Raw genomic sequence first — 15,522 nt, 5'->3', positions numbered from 1 at the left:
CGGTCTCAACTCGACGGCGGCGGAGGCGGCTGAATGCCCGGCGGTGGAAGCGGGGGCGCGTAAGAGGAGCCGTTGGGCGGAGCGGTGCGCAGCGGGCCGTACACCGGCACCTTGTCGCCGGCGGCGTACATGCATTGCAGATAGGCGTGGTCGTAGTGACGCTGCACGCCATAACCCGATGTCTGCGCCGCGCCGACGCCGAACGCGCTGCCCGTCAGCAGCCCCGCGCCCGCGCCGATGGCCGCACCCGATCCGCCGCCGAACGCCGCACCCGCCGCCGCGCCGATCGCCGTGCCGACCACCGCGCTGCCGACCGCGCTGTTCGTCGCCGCCTGATCGGCCGTGACGCCGCCGACTTGCTGAAACGCGAACTGCCTGCACGAGGCATCGTCGGCGCGGAACTGGTCGAACGTCTTGCCGCTGCCGGGCAGCGCCATCACGCTGGGGCCGGTCGGCATCACGGTACATGCGCTCAGCCCGGTGAGCGCGATAAGAATGACGAGCCTTCGGTAGTTCATAAAAAATGACTCTGCTATGACTGCGTTCTCAGTTCGAAGGCGGAGGCGGCTGGGCGGGCACTTCGCGCCATCCGCCGGGACATTCCTTCGCATACGGGTAATACATGCGCGAGCCGTCGCAGTAGTACCACGACCCGGCGGGCTGCGCGGGCGCGGCGACGGGCTGACCCTGCTCGACGTAAGTCGTCGGCGCGGCGGGCACCGCGACCACGGGCGGCGGCGGATAGTAGTAATACGGCACGGGCGCGACCGGGTAATACAGCGGCCCGCCGAACCATACGCCGACGCGGCCGCCCGCGTGAGCGGTTGCGGCGACGCCCGCCGTGGCGATCACCGACGCCACCATCAAAGCCTTGAGGCGAATCACGACGTTCTCCAGAAAATTGCTTGCGCCGTTGCCTCTTGGCAGGAAGTCATTCGATTCCCGCGCGGACCCTGTCCGGCGCATTTTTCAACGCTATGCCAGTTGCAGCAAAAACTCAATTACAGCGCGGCCGATGATTTTTTCCGCCCGTTACCCGGTAATAATCTCTGCCGGAAAAGCTGCTCAAAGGAGAGCCGAATGAGTCAGGAAATTGCGACGAAGGATCGCGTGCGCGTCATCGATACGGTCGTCTTGTCGGACGACTGGTACGTGCTCAGAAAAGTGATCTTCGACTTCCGCCGCCGCGACGGTGTCTGGCAACGTCAAAGCCGCGAGACTTACGATCGCGGCAACGGCGCGACGATCCTTCTGCACAACCCGCGCGAAGGCAAGGTGCTGCTGACGCGCCAGTTTCGGATGCCCGCGTTCGTCAACGGTCACGACGGCATGCTGATCGAAACGGCGGCCGGACTGCTCGACGACGCCTCGCCGGAAGAGCGCATTCGCGCCGAAGCCGAAGAAGAGACGGGGTATCGCGTGGAGCACGTCGAGAAAGTCTTCGAGGCGTTCATGAGCCCTGGCGCGGTGACCGAAAGGGTCTACTTCTATCTCGGCGAGTACGACGGCTCGATGCGCGTCAGCGACGGCGGCGGCATCGCCGATGAAGGCGAGGAAATCGAGGTGCTCGAACTGCCGCTACAGGAGGCGATGGCGATGGTCCAACGCGGCGAGATCGTCGATGGCAAGACGATCATGCTGTTGCAGCACCTCGCGCTCAGGCAAGCAGCGACACGGCCTTGACCTGCGCCCACAGGCGCATGCCGGGCGTGATGCCCAGCCGGTCCAGCGAATAGCGCGTGAGGCGCGCGAGCAGCGGCGAGCCGTCGACGTCCAGCCGCACGACGGCTTGCGAAGGATGCGTATCCGCAGCAATCGCGACGACGGTCGCCGGCAGCACGTTCAGCACGCTGCTTTGCGTCTCGCCGCGCTCCCCAGTGATGAGGCTCACGTCGCGCGCCTTGACGGTGACGCGCATCGCGTGGCCCATCGCGGCGGGCGCGTGCAGCACCGTCAGCGACGCGCGGCCGCCGGGCAGCGCGAGCGTCAGTAGTTCGTAGCGCGCGTCGTATCCCGCGACGACGCCTTCGAGGACGACGGACGCATCGTCGACGAGGGCCATCGGCAGATCGAGACGCGCGAGCGTGTCGGTGATCGGACCGCTCGCGAGCGCGCGGCCTGCATCGAGCAGCACGAGATGATCCGCGAGCCGCGCGACTTCTTCGGGCGCGTGACTGACGTAGAGCATCGGGATATCGAGTTCGTCGTGCAGGCGTTCGAGATACGGCAGGATTTCGAGCTTGCGCTTCTGGTCGAGCGACGCGAGCGGTTCGTCGAGCAGCAGCAGACGCGGGCTCGTCAGGAGCGCCCGTGCAATACCCACGCGCTGCCGCTCGCCTCCGGACAGCCCCGCCGGCATGCGCTCCAGCAGATGCGTGATGCCGAGCAATTCGGCCGCGTGCGCGAGATCGACGCGCCGCATCGCGCGGGGCACGCGATCCAGGCCGAAGCGCAGATTCTTCACCACGCTTAGGTGCGGAAACAGGCTCGCTTCCTGAAAGACATAGCCGAGCGGACGCTTGTGCGTCGGCACGAGGATGCGTCGGGCGGTATCGAGCCACACTTCGCCATCGACGACGAGCCGCCCTTCCGTCGGTCGCGCGAGACCTGCGAGACAGCGCAGGAGCGTCGTTTTGCCGGAACCGGAGTGGCCGAAGATCGCCGTCACGCCGCGCCCCGGCAACGTGAGATCGATATCGAGCGTGAAGCCGGCTTGTTCGACGACGAAGCGCGCTTCGATGTCCTTTGCGGGCGCGCGGCTACGCATGAATCGCCGCCCTTCGACGCGTCGAATACAACAGCAGCAGCACCGCGAACGAGAACAGCACCATGCCGCCCGCGAGCCAGTGCGCCTGCGCATATTCGAGCGCTTCGACGTGATCGTAAATCTGCACGGAGACCACGCGGGTGCGGCCGGGAATGTTTCCGCCGATCATCAGCACGACGCCGAATTCGCCGACCGTATGCGCGAAACCGAGCGTCGCCGCCGTCACGATGCCGGGCCGGGAAAGCGGCAGCGCCACCGTGAAAAACCTGTCCCACGGACCTGCGCGCAGGGTCGCGGCGGCTTCGAGCGGACGCCGGCCCATCGCTTCGAATGCGTTCTGCAGCGGTTGCACGACGAAGGGCAGCGAATAGATCACCGAGCCGGCGACGAGTCCCGCGAACGTGAACGGCAGCAGGCCGATGCCCGCCGCCGCCGTGAGCTTGCCGACGATGCCGTTCGGCCCCGCGAGCACGAGCAGATAGAAGCCGATGACAGTCGGCGGCAGCACGAGCGGCAGCGCCACCACCGCGCCGACGACGCCCTTAAGCCGCGACGCGGTATGCGCGAGCCACCACGCGATCGGCGTGCCGATGACGAGCAGCAGCGCCGTCGTCAGCGACGCGAGTTCGAGCGTGAGCGCAATGGCCTGGAGATCGGCGTGGTCGATCGGCATGTTCGGATCAGAGCTGATAGCCGAACGACTTGATGACCGCCGCGGCCTTCGGACCTTTCAGATAGTCGGCGAACTGCTTCGCGACGGCGTTGTCCTTGCCCTTCTGAAGGATGACCGCGTCCTGCCTGATCGCCTCGTGCAGCGAAGCCGGCACGATCCACGCCGAGCCGCTCGTGATCCTGCCGTTCTTGTAAATCTGCGACAGCGCGACGAAGCCGAGTTCCGCGTTGCCCGTCGCGACGAACTGCTGCGTCTGCGAGATGTTCTGCCCTTCGACGATCTTCGCCGACACGGCTTGCGTCAGTCCGAGCCTGGCGAGCGTTTGTGTCGCGGCGAGGCCGTAGGGCGCGGCTTTCGGATTTGCGATCGCGAGATGGGTGAACGCATTCTTCTTGAGCACGTCGCCGTTGGCGTCGACGTAGCCGTCTTTCGCGGACCACAGCGCGAGCGTGCCCGTCGCATAGGTGAAGCGGCTGCCCCGCACGGTCAGGCCTTCGCTTTCGAGCCTGGCGGGCGTGGTGTCATCGGCGGCGAGGAACACTTCGAATGGCGCGCCATTCTTGATCTGCGCATAGAACTGGCCGGTCGCGCCGTAGGAGGCGACGACCTTGTTTCCGGTATCCCTTTCGAAGTCTGCGGCGATTGCCTGTACCGGCGCGGTGAAATTGGCGGCGACCGCGACCTGGACTTCGCCCGCAAGCGCGTGCACGGAGGCGAAGCCGAACGCGAGCGGAAGCACGGCAGAAAGCAGCGAGCGCATCAGACCTATCTTCACGAGAGTTCCTTCCGAATGACCGCGCGAAGGCGCGCGAGGTTCGTAATATAGCCGACTATACGACGTCCGCGCTCGCGGGCTTCGTGACATCATGCTGATGGGCGAAACGCAGCGTATCGTGTGAGTCGGACTCATTCGCCTGAGTTGACGATGCGACCAGTTTTCGCAGAGACTAGCCGCATAGATACAACGAGCAACGCGCACCGAATTGAGCGACGCTCAAGCCACGCGCCAACGGAGAGACAGAGATGAGCGACGCAATGAACCTGCAACGCCTGAAGCTCGCGGTCGATGGCCCCATCGCCCGCGTGACGCTCGATCGGCCCGCCGTGCGCAACGCGTTCGACGACGCGGCCATCGTCGAGCTAACCGCCGCCTTTCGCGCGCTCAACAACGACGCCAGCGTGCGCGCGATCATTCTCGCCGCGAACGGCCCGGCGTTTTGCGCGGGCGCTGATCTGAACTATATGAAGCGCATGGCGGGCTTTACGGAAGCCGAGAATCGCGCCGATGCGCTCGGCCTCGCGACCATGCTCAACACCATCTACACGAGCGCGAAGCCGGTTATCGCGCGCGTGCAGGGCGACGCCTACGCGGGCGGCATGGGCCTGGTCGCCGCGTGCGACATCGCGGTGAGCGTCGACGCGGCGCAGTTCTGCCTGTCCGAGGCGAAACTTGGACTGATGCCCGCGACGATCGCGCCGTACGTGATTCGCGCGATGGGCGCGCGCGCCGCGCATCGCTACTTCGTGACCGCCGAGCGTTTCGACGCGGCTGAAGCGTTGCGGATCGGCTTCGTGCATCAGGTCGTTGCGAGCGATGCGCTCGACGCGACTGTCGACGGCATTGCGGCCAGCATCGCGGCGAACAGTCCGAACGCGGTAGGCGAGTGCAAGCGGCTCGTCGCGGACCTGGCGGATCGCGTCATCGACGACGTGCTCATTTCCGACACCGCCGATCGCATCGCGCGCATTCGTGCATCGGACGAAGGTCGCGAAGGCGTGCGCAGCTTCCTCGAGAAGCGCAAGCCGTCGTGGCTCGGCTGAACTGATTGTTGGGAGGGAGAAGGTGATTACGCTGCATCACTGTGTCAGCGCGCGTTCGTTCCGGCCGCTTTGGGCGCTGGAGGAAATCGGCGTGCCATATGAGCTAAAGATGCTGCCATTTCCGCCGCGCGTGATGGCGCGCGCGTTTCTCGACACGAATCCGCTCGGCACCGTTCCCGCGCTCGAAGACGGTGCGTTGTTCATGACGGAATCGGCGGCGATTTGTCAGTATCTGGCGGCGCGTTTTTCGCCCGGCGGGCTCGATGTCGCCTCGCACGAAGCCGATTTCGGGCGCTATCTCAACTTCCTGCATTTCGGCGAAGCGACGCTGACGTTTCCGCAGACGCTGGTGCTTCGGTACACGCATTTCGAACCGCCGGAGCGCAGGCAGCCGCAAGTCGTCGAGGATTACGCGAAGTGGTTCCACGCGCGGCTGCGCACGCTCGCGCCGTTGCTGGAGCGTCAAGACTTCCTGTGCGCGGGCCGCTTCACGGCGGCGGATATTTCCGTCGGCTATGCGCTGATGCTGGCGGAGCATCTGGGTTTGAGCGATCGATTCGCCGAGCCCATCGCCCGATACTGGTCGCGGCTGCGTGAGCGCGAGGGCTTTATCCGCGCGTTGCGCGCGCAGGATGCGGCGGCGCGGGCGCAGGGCGTGTCGCCGGTGCCTGCGCCCGATACGCGCTGACTCCCTCCTTCAAGTCCCTCCCTCCGTGGGGCTGTCTGTCCTGCTCCGGGACTCTACTCTGCACGTCAGGCGTCGGAAATCATGGGCGCCGATTCTGACGACGAGTTTCCTGCGAGGTGGCGGCGATGTACGTCTTTTCCTGGTTCTTATCGATGATTCTGGCGCTGATGGCAGCGGCCACCATCGCGTTTGCGATGCCCCGTTCCGCCGCCGATGAACTCAGCGCGGTGACGGCGCCGCAATCGGCGATCGGTGCGGAGATCAATCGGGTCGGAGCGATGGTTGCGTCGTGTACGGGTGGGGCAAGGTGAGCACTGGTGCTGCCGCCGGGATGCGTTGCGCAGCGCGGGCGGTTAGTGCTTTGGGATCAAAGCGTTAGGCGATTGCTCGGCAGGATATCCACATGCTTGTCCAAGTTTTCTGTGGACAACCACCGCTGCTTCTCAGCACCGCCAAAAACTCCGCCATCTCAAAATCGACAGCCAAAAAAAAAGCCCGCTCATTGAGCGGGCTTGAATCCACATCGGTTGAGACATGGAGGAGACAAGAGCTAGTATAAACCCTTAGTCCGCCAAGTCAAGCGTCAACTTCAAAAAACTTCGACAGCGGGTAGGCGGCGTGGCGCACACGCATCATTGCTTACCGAGGCTGTGGTAATAAGCCGCCAGATTCGCGATATCCGCATCGGACAGGCCCTTGGCCATCATCGTCATCATCTCGTTCTGGCGCGCGCCGGAGCGAAAGTCGTTCAGCGCCTTCACGAGATACTCTTCCGTCTGACCGGCGAGATTCGGCGCTTCCGGCAGCTTCGACATGCCGTCCAGCCCGTGGCACGCCTGACACTGCGCGGCCTTGGTGCGGCCCGCCTTTGCATCGCCGGCCGCGAGCGACGCCTGCGACAACATCATCAGCATGGCCGCGAGCGCCGACATCGCGGCCCTCATTTCGCCCCCGAGTAAGAGATGCGATAGATTGCGCCGGCATAGTCGTCGGAAACGAGGAGCGAGCCGTCCTGCAGCATCTGGACATCGACCGGGCGGCCCATGTACTCGCCGCTTTGCGTAAGCCAGCCTTCCGCGAAGACTTCCGCCTCGCCGGCGGTGCCGTCGTCCTTGACCGGCACGTACATGACGCGCGCGCCGATCGGCTTCGTGCGATTCCACGAACCGTGTTCGGCGACGAAAATGCCGCCCTGATATTTCTGCGGGAAGCTCTTGCCCGAATAGAACGACATGCCGAGGTCCGCGGCGTGCGCGGCGAATTCGACCTGCGGATACACCACGCCGGCCGGCGGGTTCTGATCCTTGTACTCCACCGTGCGCACCTTGCCGCCGCCATACCACGGGAATCCGAAGTTTTCGCCGGCCTTCGTCGCGCGATCCAGCTCGCCGGGCGGCGTGTCGTCGCCCATGCCGTCGACCTGGTTATCCGTGAACCACAGCGTCTTGTCCTTCGGATTGAAGTCGAGCCCGACCGAATTGCGCACGCCATGCGCATAGACTTCGCGGTTCTTGCCGTCCTGATCGACGCGGATGATCCCCGCCAACCCGTTGCGATCCAGCTCCGCCAGCTTTTCCTTCGGCGGCACGTTCCACGGCTGCCCAAGCGCGATGTACAGCTTCTTGTCCGGCCCGATGCGGCACGCACGCGCGCCGTGGTTGAAGCTTTCGAACTGCGTCGGGATCAGCTTGCCCTGCGCGAGCACGACGGCCGCCGCCACGTCCGGGCCGCCTTCGCCGAAGAACTGCGCAGCCGGGAAAGCGAGCACACGATTCTGCTCGACGACATACAGCACGCCGTCTGGCGAGAAGCACACGCCGTTCGGCACCTTGAACGTCACCGACGACGCGAACTGCGCCACATCGCTCGCCACGCGTTGCTTGGTCCGATCCGTCACCTGCCACACGCGATTCTTCCGCGTGCCGACGAAGACCACGCCCGTCGACGGCTCGATCGCGATGTGCCGCGCTTCGGGCACGACGGCATACAACTCGATCTTGAAGCCGGGCGGCACTTTGATCTGCTTGAGATTCTCGCGCAGGGCGTCGGCGGTCTTGCCGGTCTGCGCGATGGTCTCAGCCGGCTGCGAGTTGCCCGTCTGTCGAAAGTTGGACAGTTCGCTGACGTTGTCCTGCGCCGCGCGGGCGGCGGGCAGACAGGCGATCATCGCGCCGACGGCCAACGGCAAAAGCTTGAGCGTTGCGTTCATTCGTTGTCTCCAGTAGTTACCACTTAGGGAAGCTATTTTTCGAACAACACGAATACTTTCGCCGAAGCTGCGGCGGTGAGCCGACGCGTGCGTGCCAAGCCGCTGCCTACGGTGAGACGAATCTTACGATACGAATCGCGCAAAGTAAGCGACGTGCGAATGATTTTGCAACGATTCGCAATACACGCCGGCCGATCTTTCCGCTTGCCGGCGCGGGATACTCTTGCGGGATGCGCGCTTACGAAGTCTCGATCATTGAATCCGGAGGCTCATTGCCCGACTCTTCTATCTCGACGCATGCAGCAAGGCCGATCATCGTGTTCGGCGCATTCGACCGTCATAACTTCGGCGACATGTTGTTCGCGCACGTGGTCGACCGGCTGCTGCATGAACATCGCATGGACGTGCTGCCGGTCTTCGCCGGGCTGGCGGCGCGCGATATGCGCGGCTACGGCGGTCACGACGTCGTCGCGCTTGCCACGCTCGCGGCGAGCTTGCGCGATGCACCTGTCAGCGTCATTCACGCGGGCGGCGAAGTGCTGACCTGCGATGCGTGGGAAGCCGCTGTGATGCTGTCGCGGCCCGAAGATGCGCAAGCGTGCATCGCCCGATACGGCGCGCGCGACGACGACCGCCGCGCGTGGGCGCGCTCGACGCTCGGCACCGACGCGCTCGCGCCGTATCTCATTGGCAACGCGACGTTCGCGCAGGCGTCGTCGATCGGCTGCAACGCGATTGGCGGCGTGACGCTCGGCTCACGCGATGCGCCGTTTCGCGCGGAAGTCCTGACGAAGCTGCGCGGCGTCGATCACCTGAGCGTGCGCGACGCCCACACGCAGAGCGTGCTCCAGGCGGCCGGCATCGCGGCCCGGCTGATTCCCGATCCGGTATCGGTCATCGCGGAGCTCTTCGATGCGCGCATCCGCGCTCGCGCCCGCCACGATGCGATGGCCTCGTTACAGCGCGCATTCTCTCGCGGCTACCTCGCGGTGCAATTCAGCGCCGATTTCGGCGATGACGCGACGCTCACGCGCCTTGCCCATCAACTCGATGTGATCGCCGTCAGCAGTGGTGTGGGCATCGCATTGTTCCGCGCCGGCGCGGCGCCGTGGCACGATGACATCGCTGTGTATCGACGGCTCGTAGCATGCATGAGTCATCGTCAGGTGACGATCTTCGAATCGCTGGATATCTGGGATATCTGCGCGCTCATCGCGAACAGCGCGGGGTTCGCGGGCAGCAGCCTGCATGGGCGCATCGTCGCGATGGCGTATGCGTTGCCGCGCGTGAACGTGCTTCATCCCGACAATGCCGCGCAGACCGGCAAGCAGGCCGCGTACGCAGAGACATGGGAGATCGAGGCTATGCCGCGCGCCGTGGGTATCGACGAACTCGCGCTGGCCATGCGCGATGCGCTGGCTTCGGACCGCAATGCGCTGATGCGGCGCGCGCGCGAGATGGCGACGATGTATCGCGCGGGCGCGGCTTCGCTCGTGGCTCAGGCGCTCGAAGGTTGAAGCAAAAGCGGCCGCACGCGAACGATCAACGCGCGCTGCAGAGCATCGTTCCCCGGCATTCCTTCGCGAGGCACCGGCAGGCGTAGAGCCGTTTGAGCGCCGCCGTGCGCCGTCCTTCGACCGTCAGTTGATAGTCGATGAACAACTCTTGCCCCTTGCTGATCGGCCGGATTGCGCGGATGAACACGCGCTCGCCGTCCTGCTCCGCCTCGCAATTCGGCGCGCAACTGTGATTGAGCCAGCGCGCCGAGTTGCCGCCGCGTGCGCCGTCGATGACGCGGCCATCGTCGAGTCCGAAGAAGAAGGTGTGGCCGTCTTCCGCGTTCGATTGCTCGTACACGCGCTGCGCTTCCTTCCACGAAAGGCGCTTGCCCTTGTATTCGAAGAGCAGCGCGCAGGCGGGCAGATCGGCGAGGGCGAACACGCCCCGGCCATGAACGGGCGAATTGCGGACAATGGTTCGACGCATGGTGTGGCGGGTCGCAGTATCGAGTTTGAATGTTTGAGCGCGGGCGCGGCGATCGCCGTCATGCCCATGCCCGCAGTTTCCCCGCCGCAGCGCGAGACGCAGGGCGTGCATGCCATTGAGCAGCACGCTTGCGCGTTATCGTAACCGCATCGTGAAAGGATGGGGAGGGGCGCGCGGCAAGCACGTGACGATCCGCTCGATTCGTGACGACGGCGGACGTGCCCGCTTCCGCTCGACCCGGAACGCTACTGAGCCTCCTCATTCTTTGCTCATTCTCGCTAAGCACAATGCACCCATCGACGAACCGGACAGCCACTTCGAAAAGGGAGCATGAAATGAAGACGATCGGAACCGTGACACTGGCGCTGGCAATCAGCATGGGATGCGTGACGGCGGCGCAGGCGCATCCGTTCATCGGCGTGGGCATCGTGGGCGGGCCGGTGTTTCCGGTCGCGTCCAGCGGACAGAGCGCACCGCCGTTGCCGGTGTATCCGCGTGCAACCGATTCTGGCCCCGCCCCGTTGCCGCTCGATGCGCCGCCGCCCGTCTATGTGCAGCCCGCCGTCGGCAACATCGAGGCGGTGATGCATGCGGCCGAAGGCATCGGCGCGGCCAGTTCGATGTGAGCGGCTTTCACATCAGCGTCAAAAGCATTCGTTTGCCCGCGCGCCACACGCTGGATTAGCCTCAGGCTTTAAAGGGAGCCGACGATGATCCAGCCCGTCACACTCGAAGCCATTGCCGCGACGGCGCGCGATGGCTACATGAACCGCGTGATCGCACGCAACAACGATCACGACATCCATATCAGCGTGATGCACGCGCCCTACGCGTGGCACGTCCACCCGGATTCGGACGAGACCTTCATCGGCGTCGAAGGCACGCTTTCGATCGAACTCGACGATGGCGTCGTCGAACTGCGCGCGGGCCAGATCCTGACCGTGCCCGCCGGCACGCGCCATCGCACGCGACCGCTCGGCGGGCGCTCGGTCAATCTCACCGTCGAGCGAAGCGGCAACGCCACCGTGCTCTGCGACTGACCGCGACGCTTTGAAGTAAATGCTGCACGGCATATAGACGCGTGTCCGCAGCGAAGCCTAGTATCCCGACAAAGCCAGCTTTCGCATGATCCACGAGCTTTGGGTTCCCTGTCGGCAGTCTTCCTAGGAGACGTGTCATGAGAACGGCTGGTCTGTTGCGAGCTTTACCCGCGGCGCTGATTGCATCCGCGGCGTTGCTATCCGCGTGCGGTCACGATCACGGTTCCGGCATGACGCCGGCCAACGCAGCGGACGCCCCGCTCGCATCCGATCCCGCGTGCCAGAGTCTCGTGCCCGCATCGCAGGGCGGGCCGCTTCCGCAAGGCGACACCGCCGTGCTCCGCTGGCTTGGCACCGCGAACTACGAGCTTGCGTATCACGGCGTCGTCGTCATCATGGACACGTATTACGAACGCCCCGCGCGCACGGCGTCGCTCGGGTTCACGGTATCGCAGGTGCAGAAGGCGAACGTGATCCTGATTGGCCACGCGCACTCGGACCATATCAGCGATGTAGCCGCCGTCGCGGCGCAAACGAAAGCGCAGGTGATCGGCTCCGCGATCACCACGAAGGAAGCGCAAGTGCTCGGCGTGCCGGCGTCGCAAACGACCACCGTCACGGGCAACAACACCGAAAAGTTCACTTACGGCGATATCACGATCAGCCCGACGCACATCATCCACAGCACCATCGAGGCGGGATTGACGACGCAACTCGCCGCGCTCTATGCGCTCGACGCCCCGCCGCTCACCGCCGCCGAGCAGCAGCAACACGATGCGGTATCGGCGCGTGGTTCGAGCGATCCCAACATCATCACGCAGGGCACGATGGGCTTCACGTTCACGTTTCCGAACGGCTTCAGGATTGTCTGGTTCGACAGCGTGAGCAACCCGAGCCCGGAAGAACTGCAACTGGCGACGAGCGTCGCGCCGGGCGTGGACGTCGGTATCTTTCCTTGGACGCCGCATCCGATCGCCGAGACGCAACTCGGCTATACGTTCCAGCATTTGCAGCTCTTCAAGCCGAAACTCTTCCTGCCCGACCATCACGATGCGATCTGGGGCGCGTGGCTCGACAACGGGCTGTCGCCGCTCTTCACGAAGATCCGCGACGAGTTGCCGGGAACGAAGTACGCGGAGCCGCTGTATCGCTCGCCCATTTGCATTCGCACGACGGGCAACAGCCGTGACGAGCTCTTTATGGGCGGGACGTAAGCCGATGACCAGACACGCGGCGGCTCGCGGCCGCCGCGCGGGCGAGAGCAGGCGGTGCTATAACTGTTGAAGCCGACTCGCACTCATGCGCTGCGACGCTGGATCGTCCTTTGCTAAAGTCGTCGCTCCCCGACAGAACGCGCGTTCACTTCGACGCCAGCTCCACGACATGACCACCCAGCTCAGTGACGAATGCAAATCGCGGCTCTTTCGCTTGACATTGGCGACGCCAGTGGAAGGCGTCGCATTCGTCATGGCCGATAGCCGCGAGGCGGCATCGCGCATAGGCAGAACGGTGATCGCCGTGCTCAACAGCGTCGCCATTTACGACGTGACGCTCAAGGAAGTGCAGTCGTTCAGCGAACTGGTGCGCGGGGGCCAGTCCGATGATGAAGACATGCGCGTGTTCGAAGTCGCGAACGCTGATGCGAAAGCGCCCGCATGGACCGATACGCCTTATTTCCTCACCAACGATCCTTCGCTGCTCGGCAAATGGGCCGAGCTTCGAGCCGACATTGCAGCGAACGTGGCTCACGCCGTCATACGGCGCGCGAAGTAGGTAATCCGGGCAGGCTCGAGCGGGTAGCCGCTCGAATAAGTCAGGCGGCGACGCGCCTGTTCTGGCGCTCTTGCGCGTCAGCAGCGGCCGATGCGGAATTCAGCGCGGCATCGAGAAGGGCGAGCTTGCGTTGCAGCGATGCGACGCGATGGCTCTGCGAGGGCACGAGTTCGTATTCGCTATCGAGTTGCGCAACGCGCATGTCCCAGTACTTCGTCGGCAAGCGTCCGGGTGCGGCGCTGCCTTCGACAAAACACGCCAGAATCGATTCGAGATGTTTCAGTTCGCCCTCTGCCAGTTGTGCAGGGCGTCGCTGTCGGGAATCGGGGGCTGTGCTTGCATCGGTGCTTCGCATTATTTGATCCGGCTAGATTCGAGAAGCGACTATTAGAGCAAGCCTCATACCATTTGACTGTCAACGATACGCAAAAGATGTATCTGGATGAAACGTTCGTGCTCTGAACGTAGGCGGGGCGGGGCTTCCCCGATTTACTTTTTTTCAGCCGAGGAAACCGGTGGGCGCGGCGAGTGATGAATCGCGTTCCGCGACGCGCAATCTTTTCATCGCTCGTGTGGTTTATTCAAATGCATTCACTGGGACTGCAGCTTGCTTGATGCCTTCGAACATCACGCAGCAGGTCTCTCCAAATGCGAAGCGTCGATGACGGCGAGGTCGCCGTTATCGAACGACGCTTGAATAAACTCAATCACGCGGCGCGCTCCATCCGACCCGAACTACATGAACGACACCACTCGCACCGCCACCACGCGCGCGCGCAAGCCGCTCGACCGCGAACTCGAAATCGCGCTACGTAAAGTCTTCGGTTTTCCCAATCTGCGACCCGGTCAGGACGAGGTCATTCGCAGTGTCCTCGATGGCAACGACACGCTCGCCGTCATGCCGACAGGCGCAGGCAAGTCGCTTTGCTATCAACTGCCCGCATTGCAACTCGATGGCATGACGGTCGTCGTGTCGCCGCTCATCTCGCTGATGCGCGATCAGGCGGTGAAGCTCATTGAAGCGGGCGTCGCGACGGCGGTTATCAACAGCACGCTGTCGACGACTGAAGAGCGCGCGGCGATGGACGCGGTGACGTCCGGCGAGATTCGCATTCTCTTCGTGACCCCGGAGCGGCTCGTCAACGCGGAATTCACCGCGACGCTGACCGGCAAGAACGTGCCGGCGGTGCCGCTCGTCGTCATCGATGAAGCGCACTGCATCTCGCAGTGGGGCCACGATTTCCGCCCCGCCTACGTCGAGCTGATCCACGCGATCAGGACGCTCGGCAGGCCGCCGGTGCTTGCGCTCACGGCGACGGCCACGCCCTCCGTCATCGACGATATCGTGCGCGAATTGCAGATGCGCCGCGCCAATGTCATTCATACGGGCGTGTATCGCGACAACCTGCATTTTGTGGTCGAGCAGTTGACGAACCCCGAGGAGAAGCGGGCGCGCGCCATCGAACTGGCTCGCACGCTGGAAGGCAGCGGCATCATCTATTGCGCAACGGTGGCCGAATGCGAGGCGCTGCATGCCGCGCTCGTCGAAGCGGAAGTTTCGACGGAACGCTATCACGGCAAGCTCGCCGCGAGCGCGCGTTCAGAGGCGCAAGACGCCTTCATGGCGGATGAAGTGCGCGTGATGGTGGCGACCAATGCGTTCGGCATGGGCATCGACAAGCCGAATATCCGCTTCGTCCTCCATGCACAAGTGCCGGGCAGCCTCGACGCTTATTATCAGGAAGCGGGGCGTGCAGGGCGCGACGGCGAGCCCGCCAGGTGCATTCTGCTTTTCGAGCTGAAGGACAAGCAGGTGCAGCAGTTCTTTCTCGGTGGACGTTACCCGAACGCTGAAACGATCCGGCGCGTAGGCGAAGCCGTGCGCGATCTTGCACGCGAGAACGACAGCCAGACGCTGGACAAGCCGCTCGAACGCCTGCGTGAAGCGTTGCCGCACGTCGGCGCGAACAAGCTGCGCGTGGCGGCCACCCTGCTCAACGATATGGGCGTGACGCGCCGCACGCGTCGTGGCGGCATGAAGCTCATCGACGACGGCAAGGCCATCATCGACCTCGACAATGCGGCGCAAGCCTATGCTGCGCGCGCCGAACGCGATCGCGCGGTGCTGGAACGCATGATCGGCTATGCGCAGAGCGCGCGTTGCCGATGGCGCATGCTGCTCGACTACTTCGCATCCGATGCGGAGGACACGCGCGCGCTCGAGGCGGCGAGCAAGACCGAAGTAGAGTATCAAGCGCCCGACGACGAACTCGCAGGCGGCACCTGCGGCTCATGCGATAACTGCCTGCATCCGCCGGAAGTGATGGAAAGTCCGCGCGAGGTACGCGAGCACGCGATGTCGCAGGAAAGGTCCAATGACGACGCCAGGCCGAAGCGCGACGTGCAAGCCTTCAATCAGGGCGATCGGGTTCGCGTGCGCCGCTATGGCGAGGGCACGGTGGAGATGGTGAGCGGGGACCGGGTGGCGGTGCGCTTCCCGGACGACGAGACGCGCACCTTCATTGCGCGCTTTGTGAAGCGCGCGGCGTGATGCGTCGGGTGACG

The 15,522-nt window shown here is 64.3% G+C and carries 19 protein-coding genes; 9 read left to right on the top strand and 10 right to left on the bottom strand.

Going from position 1 to position 15,522, the window contains the following annotated elements; all coding sequences use genetic code 11:
• Positions 1-5: 5 nt before the first annotated feature.
• Both LDZ21_RS20655 and LDZ21_RS20650 read right to left on the bottom strand, forming a co-directional pair.
• Positions 6-518: a glycine zipper family protein gene (locus tag LDZ21_RS20655; protein ID WP_244796551.1), complete on the bottom strand. Its 513-nt coding sequence runs from the start codon at positions 516-518 to the stop codon at positions 6-8.
• Positions 519-546: 28 nt separating this feature from the next.
• Positions 547-885, bottom strand: coding sequence for a hypothetical protein (locus LDZ21_RS20650; RefSeq protein ID WP_404980717.1), 339 nt, complete (start codon positions 883-885; stop codon positions 547-549).
• A gap of 195 nt (positions 886-1,080) precedes the next feature.
• Here LDZ21_RS20650 and LDZ21_RS20645 point away from each other — a divergent pair, with 195 nt between their 5' ends.
• Complete coding sequence (locus LDZ21_RS20645) at positions 1,081-1,683, top strand: NUDIX domain-containing protein (RefSeq protein WP_244796550.1); 603 nt, start codon at positions 1,081-1,083, stop codon at positions 1,681-1,683.
• Here LDZ21_RS20645 and modC read toward each other — a convergent pair.
• The 3 genes from modC to modA are packed head-to-tail and all read right to left on the bottom strand — an operon-like array spanning position 1,658 to position 4,200.
• Positions 1,658-2,767 (bottom strand): molybdenum ABC transporter ATP-binding protein, encoded by a 1,110-nt coding sequence (gene modC / locus LDZ21_RS20640; protein WP_244796549.1) that lies wholly within the window; start codon positions 2,765-2,767, stop codon positions 1,658-1,660. The genes LDZ21_RS20645 and modC overlap by 26 nt on opposite strands.
• Complete coding sequence (gene modB / locus LDZ21_RS20635) at positions 2,760-3,440, bottom strand: molybdate ABC transporter permease subunit (RefSeq protein WP_244796548.1); 681 nt, start codon at positions 3,438-3,440, stop codon at positions 2,760-2,762. Before modB ends, modC begins: the two co-directional genes overlap by 8 nt.
• Positions 3,441-3,447: 7 nt before the next feature.
• Positions 3,448-4,200, bottom strand: a complete 753-nt coding sequence (gene modA / locus LDZ21_RS20630) for a molybdate ABC transporter substrate-binding protein (RefSeq protein WP_244796686.1) — start codon at positions 4,198-4,200, stop codon at positions 3,448-3,450.
• A gap of 263 nt (positions 4,201-4,463) precedes the next feature.
• Between modA and LDZ21_RS20625 the strand changes: the two genes are divergently transcribed.
• A complete protein-coding gene (locus tag LDZ21_RS20625; RefSeq protein WP_244796547.1) occupies positions 4,464-5,261 on the top strand; it encodes an enoyl-CoA hydratase/isomerase family protein in 798 nt (265 codons plus the stop codon).
• Positions 5,262-5,283: 22 nt separating this feature from the next.
• Positions 5,284-5,949 (top strand): glutathione S-transferase family protein, encoded by a 666-nt coding sequence (locus LDZ21_RS20620; protein WP_244796546.1) that lies wholly within the window; start codon positions 5,284-5,286, stop codon positions 5,947-5,949.
• A gap of 79 nt (positions 5,950-6,028) precedes the next feature.
• Here LDZ21_RS20620 and LDZ21_RS20615 read toward each other — a convergent pair whose 3' ends face one another.
• The 3 genes from LDZ21_RS20615 to LDZ21_RS20605 all read right to left on the bottom strand — a co-directional run bounded on the left by LDZ21_RS20615 (position 6,029) and on the right by LDZ21_RS20605 (position 8,158).
• Positions 6,029-6,214 carry a hypothetical protein gene (locus LDZ21_RS20615; protein ID WP_244796545.1) on the bottom strand — a complete coding sequence of 62 codons (186 nt, stop codon included), beginning with the start codon at positions 6,212-6,214 and terminating at the stop codon, positions 6,029-6,031.
• Positions 6,215-6,581: 367 nt separating this feature from the next.
• A complete protein-coding gene (locus LDZ21_RS20610; protein ID WP_244796544.1) occupies positions 6,582-6,881 on the bottom strand; it encodes a c-type cytochrome in 300 nt (99 codons plus the stop codon).
• Positions 6,882-6,889: 8 nt separating this feature from the next.
• Positions 6,890-8,158: a PQQ-dependent sugar dehydrogenase gene (locus tag LDZ21_RS20605; protein WP_244796543.1), complete on the bottom strand. Its 1,269-nt coding sequence runs from the start codon at positions 8,156-8,158 to the stop codon at positions 6,890-6,892.
• A 272-nt stretch (positions 8,159-8,430) separates the two neighbouring features.
• Between LDZ21_RS20605 and LDZ21_RS20600 the strand changes: the two genes are divergently transcribed.
• Positions 8,431-9,675 carry a polysaccharide pyruvyl transferase family protein gene (locus tag LDZ21_RS20600; protein ID WP_244796542.1) on the top strand — a complete coding sequence of 415 codons (1,245 nt, stop codon included), beginning with the start codon at positions 8,431-8,433 and terminating at the stop codon, positions 9,673-9,675.
• Between the two features lie 25 nt (positions 9,676-9,700).
• On the opposite strand, the gene LDZ21_RS20595 is transcribed toward LDZ21_RS20600, so the two are convergent.
• Entirely contained in the window at positions 9,701-10,144 is a 444-nt protein-coding gene (locus LDZ21_RS20595) for an SET domain-containing protein (RefSeq protein WP_244796541.1), read from the bottom strand.
• Positions 10,145-10,479: 335 nt separating this feature from the next.
• Between LDZ21_RS20595 and LDZ21_RS20590 the strand changes: the two genes are divergently transcribed.
• The 4 genes from LDZ21_RS20590 (at position 10,480) to LDZ21_RS20575 (ending at position 12,957) form a co-directional block, all read left to right on the top strand.
• On the top strand, positions 10,480-10,770 hold the full coding sequence (locus LDZ21_RS20590; protein WP_244796540.1) for a hypothetical protein: 291 nt from the start codon (positions 10,480-10,482) through the stop codon (positions 10,768-10,770).
• A gap of 84 nt (positions 10,771-10,854) precedes the next feature.
• Complete coding sequence (locus LDZ21_RS20585) at positions 10,855-11,184, top strand: cupin domain-containing protein (protein WP_244796539.1); 330 nt, start codon at positions 10,855-10,857, stop codon at positions 11,182-11,184.
• 137 nt (positions 11,185-11,321) lie between these two features.
• Entirely contained in the window at positions 11,322-12,398 is a 1,077-nt protein-coding gene (locus tag LDZ21_RS20580; protein WP_244796538.1) for an MBL fold metallo-hydrolase, read from the top strand.
• Between the two features lie 169 nt (positions 12,399-12,567).
• On the top strand, positions 12,568-12,957 hold the full coding sequence (locus tag LDZ21_RS20575; RefSeq protein WP_244796537.1) for a hypothetical protein: 390 nt from the start codon (positions 12,568-12,570) through the stop codon (positions 12,955-12,957).
• 40 nt (positions 12,958-12,997) lie between these two features.
• Here LDZ21_RS20575 and LDZ21_RS20570 read toward each other — a convergent pair whose 3' ends face one another.
• On the bottom strand, positions 12,998-13,312 hold the full coding sequence (locus tag LDZ21_RS20570) for a hypothetical protein (RefSeq protein ID WP_244796536.1): 315 nt from the start codon (positions 13,310-13,312) through the stop codon (positions 12,998-13,000).
• Positions 13,313-13,696: 384 nt separating this feature from the next.
• Between LDZ21_RS20570 and LDZ21_RS20565 the strand changes: the two genes are divergently transcribed.
• On the top strand, positions 13,697-15,508 hold the full coding sequence (locus LDZ21_RS20565) for a RecQ family ATP-dependent DNA helicase (protein ID WP_244796535.1): 1,812 nt from the start codon (positions 13,697-13,699) through the stop codon (positions 15,506-15,508).
• Positions 15,509-15,522 lie beyond the last annotated feature (14 nt).

The organism is Caballeronia grimmiae (assembly GCF_022879615.1).
Taxonomy (GTDB): domain Bacteria; phylum Pseudomonadota; class Gammaproteobacteria; order Burkholderiales; family Burkholderiaceae; genus Caballeronia; species Caballeronia grimmiae.
Note: the sequence above shows the minus strand (reverse complement) of the source record. Positions and strands in the feature narration are given on the sequence as shown.

What these genes read in the sequence shown, in the direction of transcription:
- LDZ21_RS20575 (WP_244796537.1), top strand. Translation starts at nt 12,568, where the DNA reads ATGACCACCCAGCTCAGTGACGAATGCAAATCGCGGCTCTTTCGCTTG.
- LDZ21_RS20565 (WP_244796535.1), top strand. Translation starts at nt 13,697, where the DNA reads ATGAACGACACCACTCGCACCGCCACCACGCGCGCGCGCAAGCCGCTC.
- LDZ21_RS20580 (WP_244796538.1), top strand. Translation starts at nt 11,322, where the DNA reads ATGAGAACGGCTGGTCTGTTGCGAGCTTTACCCGCGGCGCTGATTGCA.
- modB (WP_244796548.1), bottom strand. Translation starts at nt 3,440, where the DNA reads ATGCCGATCGACCACGCCGATCTCCAGGCCATTGCGCTCACGCTCGAA.
- LDZ21_RS20595 (WP_244796541.1), bottom strand. Translation starts at nt 10,144, where the DNA reads ATGCGTCGAACCATTGTCCGCAATTCGCCCGTTCATGGCCGGGGCGTG.
- LDZ21_RS20590 (WP_244796540.1), top strand. Translation starts at nt 10,480, where the DNA reads ATGAAGACGATCGGAACCGTGACACTGGCGCTGGCAATCAGCATGGGA.
- LDZ21_RS20610 (WP_244796544.1), bottom strand. Translation starts at nt 6,881, where the DNA reads ATGTCGGCGCTCGCGGCCATGCTGATGATGTTGTCGCAGGCGTCGCTC.
- LDZ21_RS20605 (WP_244796543.1), bottom strand. Translation starts at nt 8,158, where the DNA reads ATGAACGCAACGCTCAAGCTTTTGCCGTTGGCCGTCGGCGCGATGATC.
- LDZ21_RS20655 (WP_244796551.1), bottom strand. Translation starts at nt 518, where the DNA reads ATGAACTACCGAAGGCTCGTCATTCTTATCGCGCTCACCGGGCTGAGC.
- LDZ21_RS20570 (WP_244796536.1), bottom strand. Translation starts at nt 13,312, where the DNA reads ATGCGAAGCACCGATGCAAGCACAGCCCCCGATTCCCGACAGCGACGC.
- LDZ21_RS20585 (WP_244796539.1), top strand. Translation starts at nt 10,855, where the DNA reads ATGATCCAGCCCGTCACACTCGAAGCCATTGCCGCGACGGCGCGCGAT.
- LDZ21_RS20645 (WP_244796550.1), top strand. Translation starts at nt 1,081, where the DNA reads ATGAGTCAGGAAATTGCGACGAAGGATCGCGTGCGCGTCATCGATACG.
- modA (WP_244796686.1), bottom strand. Translation starts at nt 4,200, where the DNA reads ATGCGCTCGCTGCTTTCTGCCGTGCTTCCGCTCGCGTTCGGCTTCGCC.
- modC (WP_244796549.1), bottom strand. Translation starts at nt 2,767, where the DNA reads ATGCGTAGCCGCGCGCCCGCAAAGGACATCGAAGCGCGCTTCGTCGTC.
- LDZ21_RS20625 (WP_244796547.1), top strand. Translation starts at nt 4,464, where the DNA reads ATGAGCGACGCAATGAACCTGCAACGCCTGAAGCTCGCGGTCGATGGC.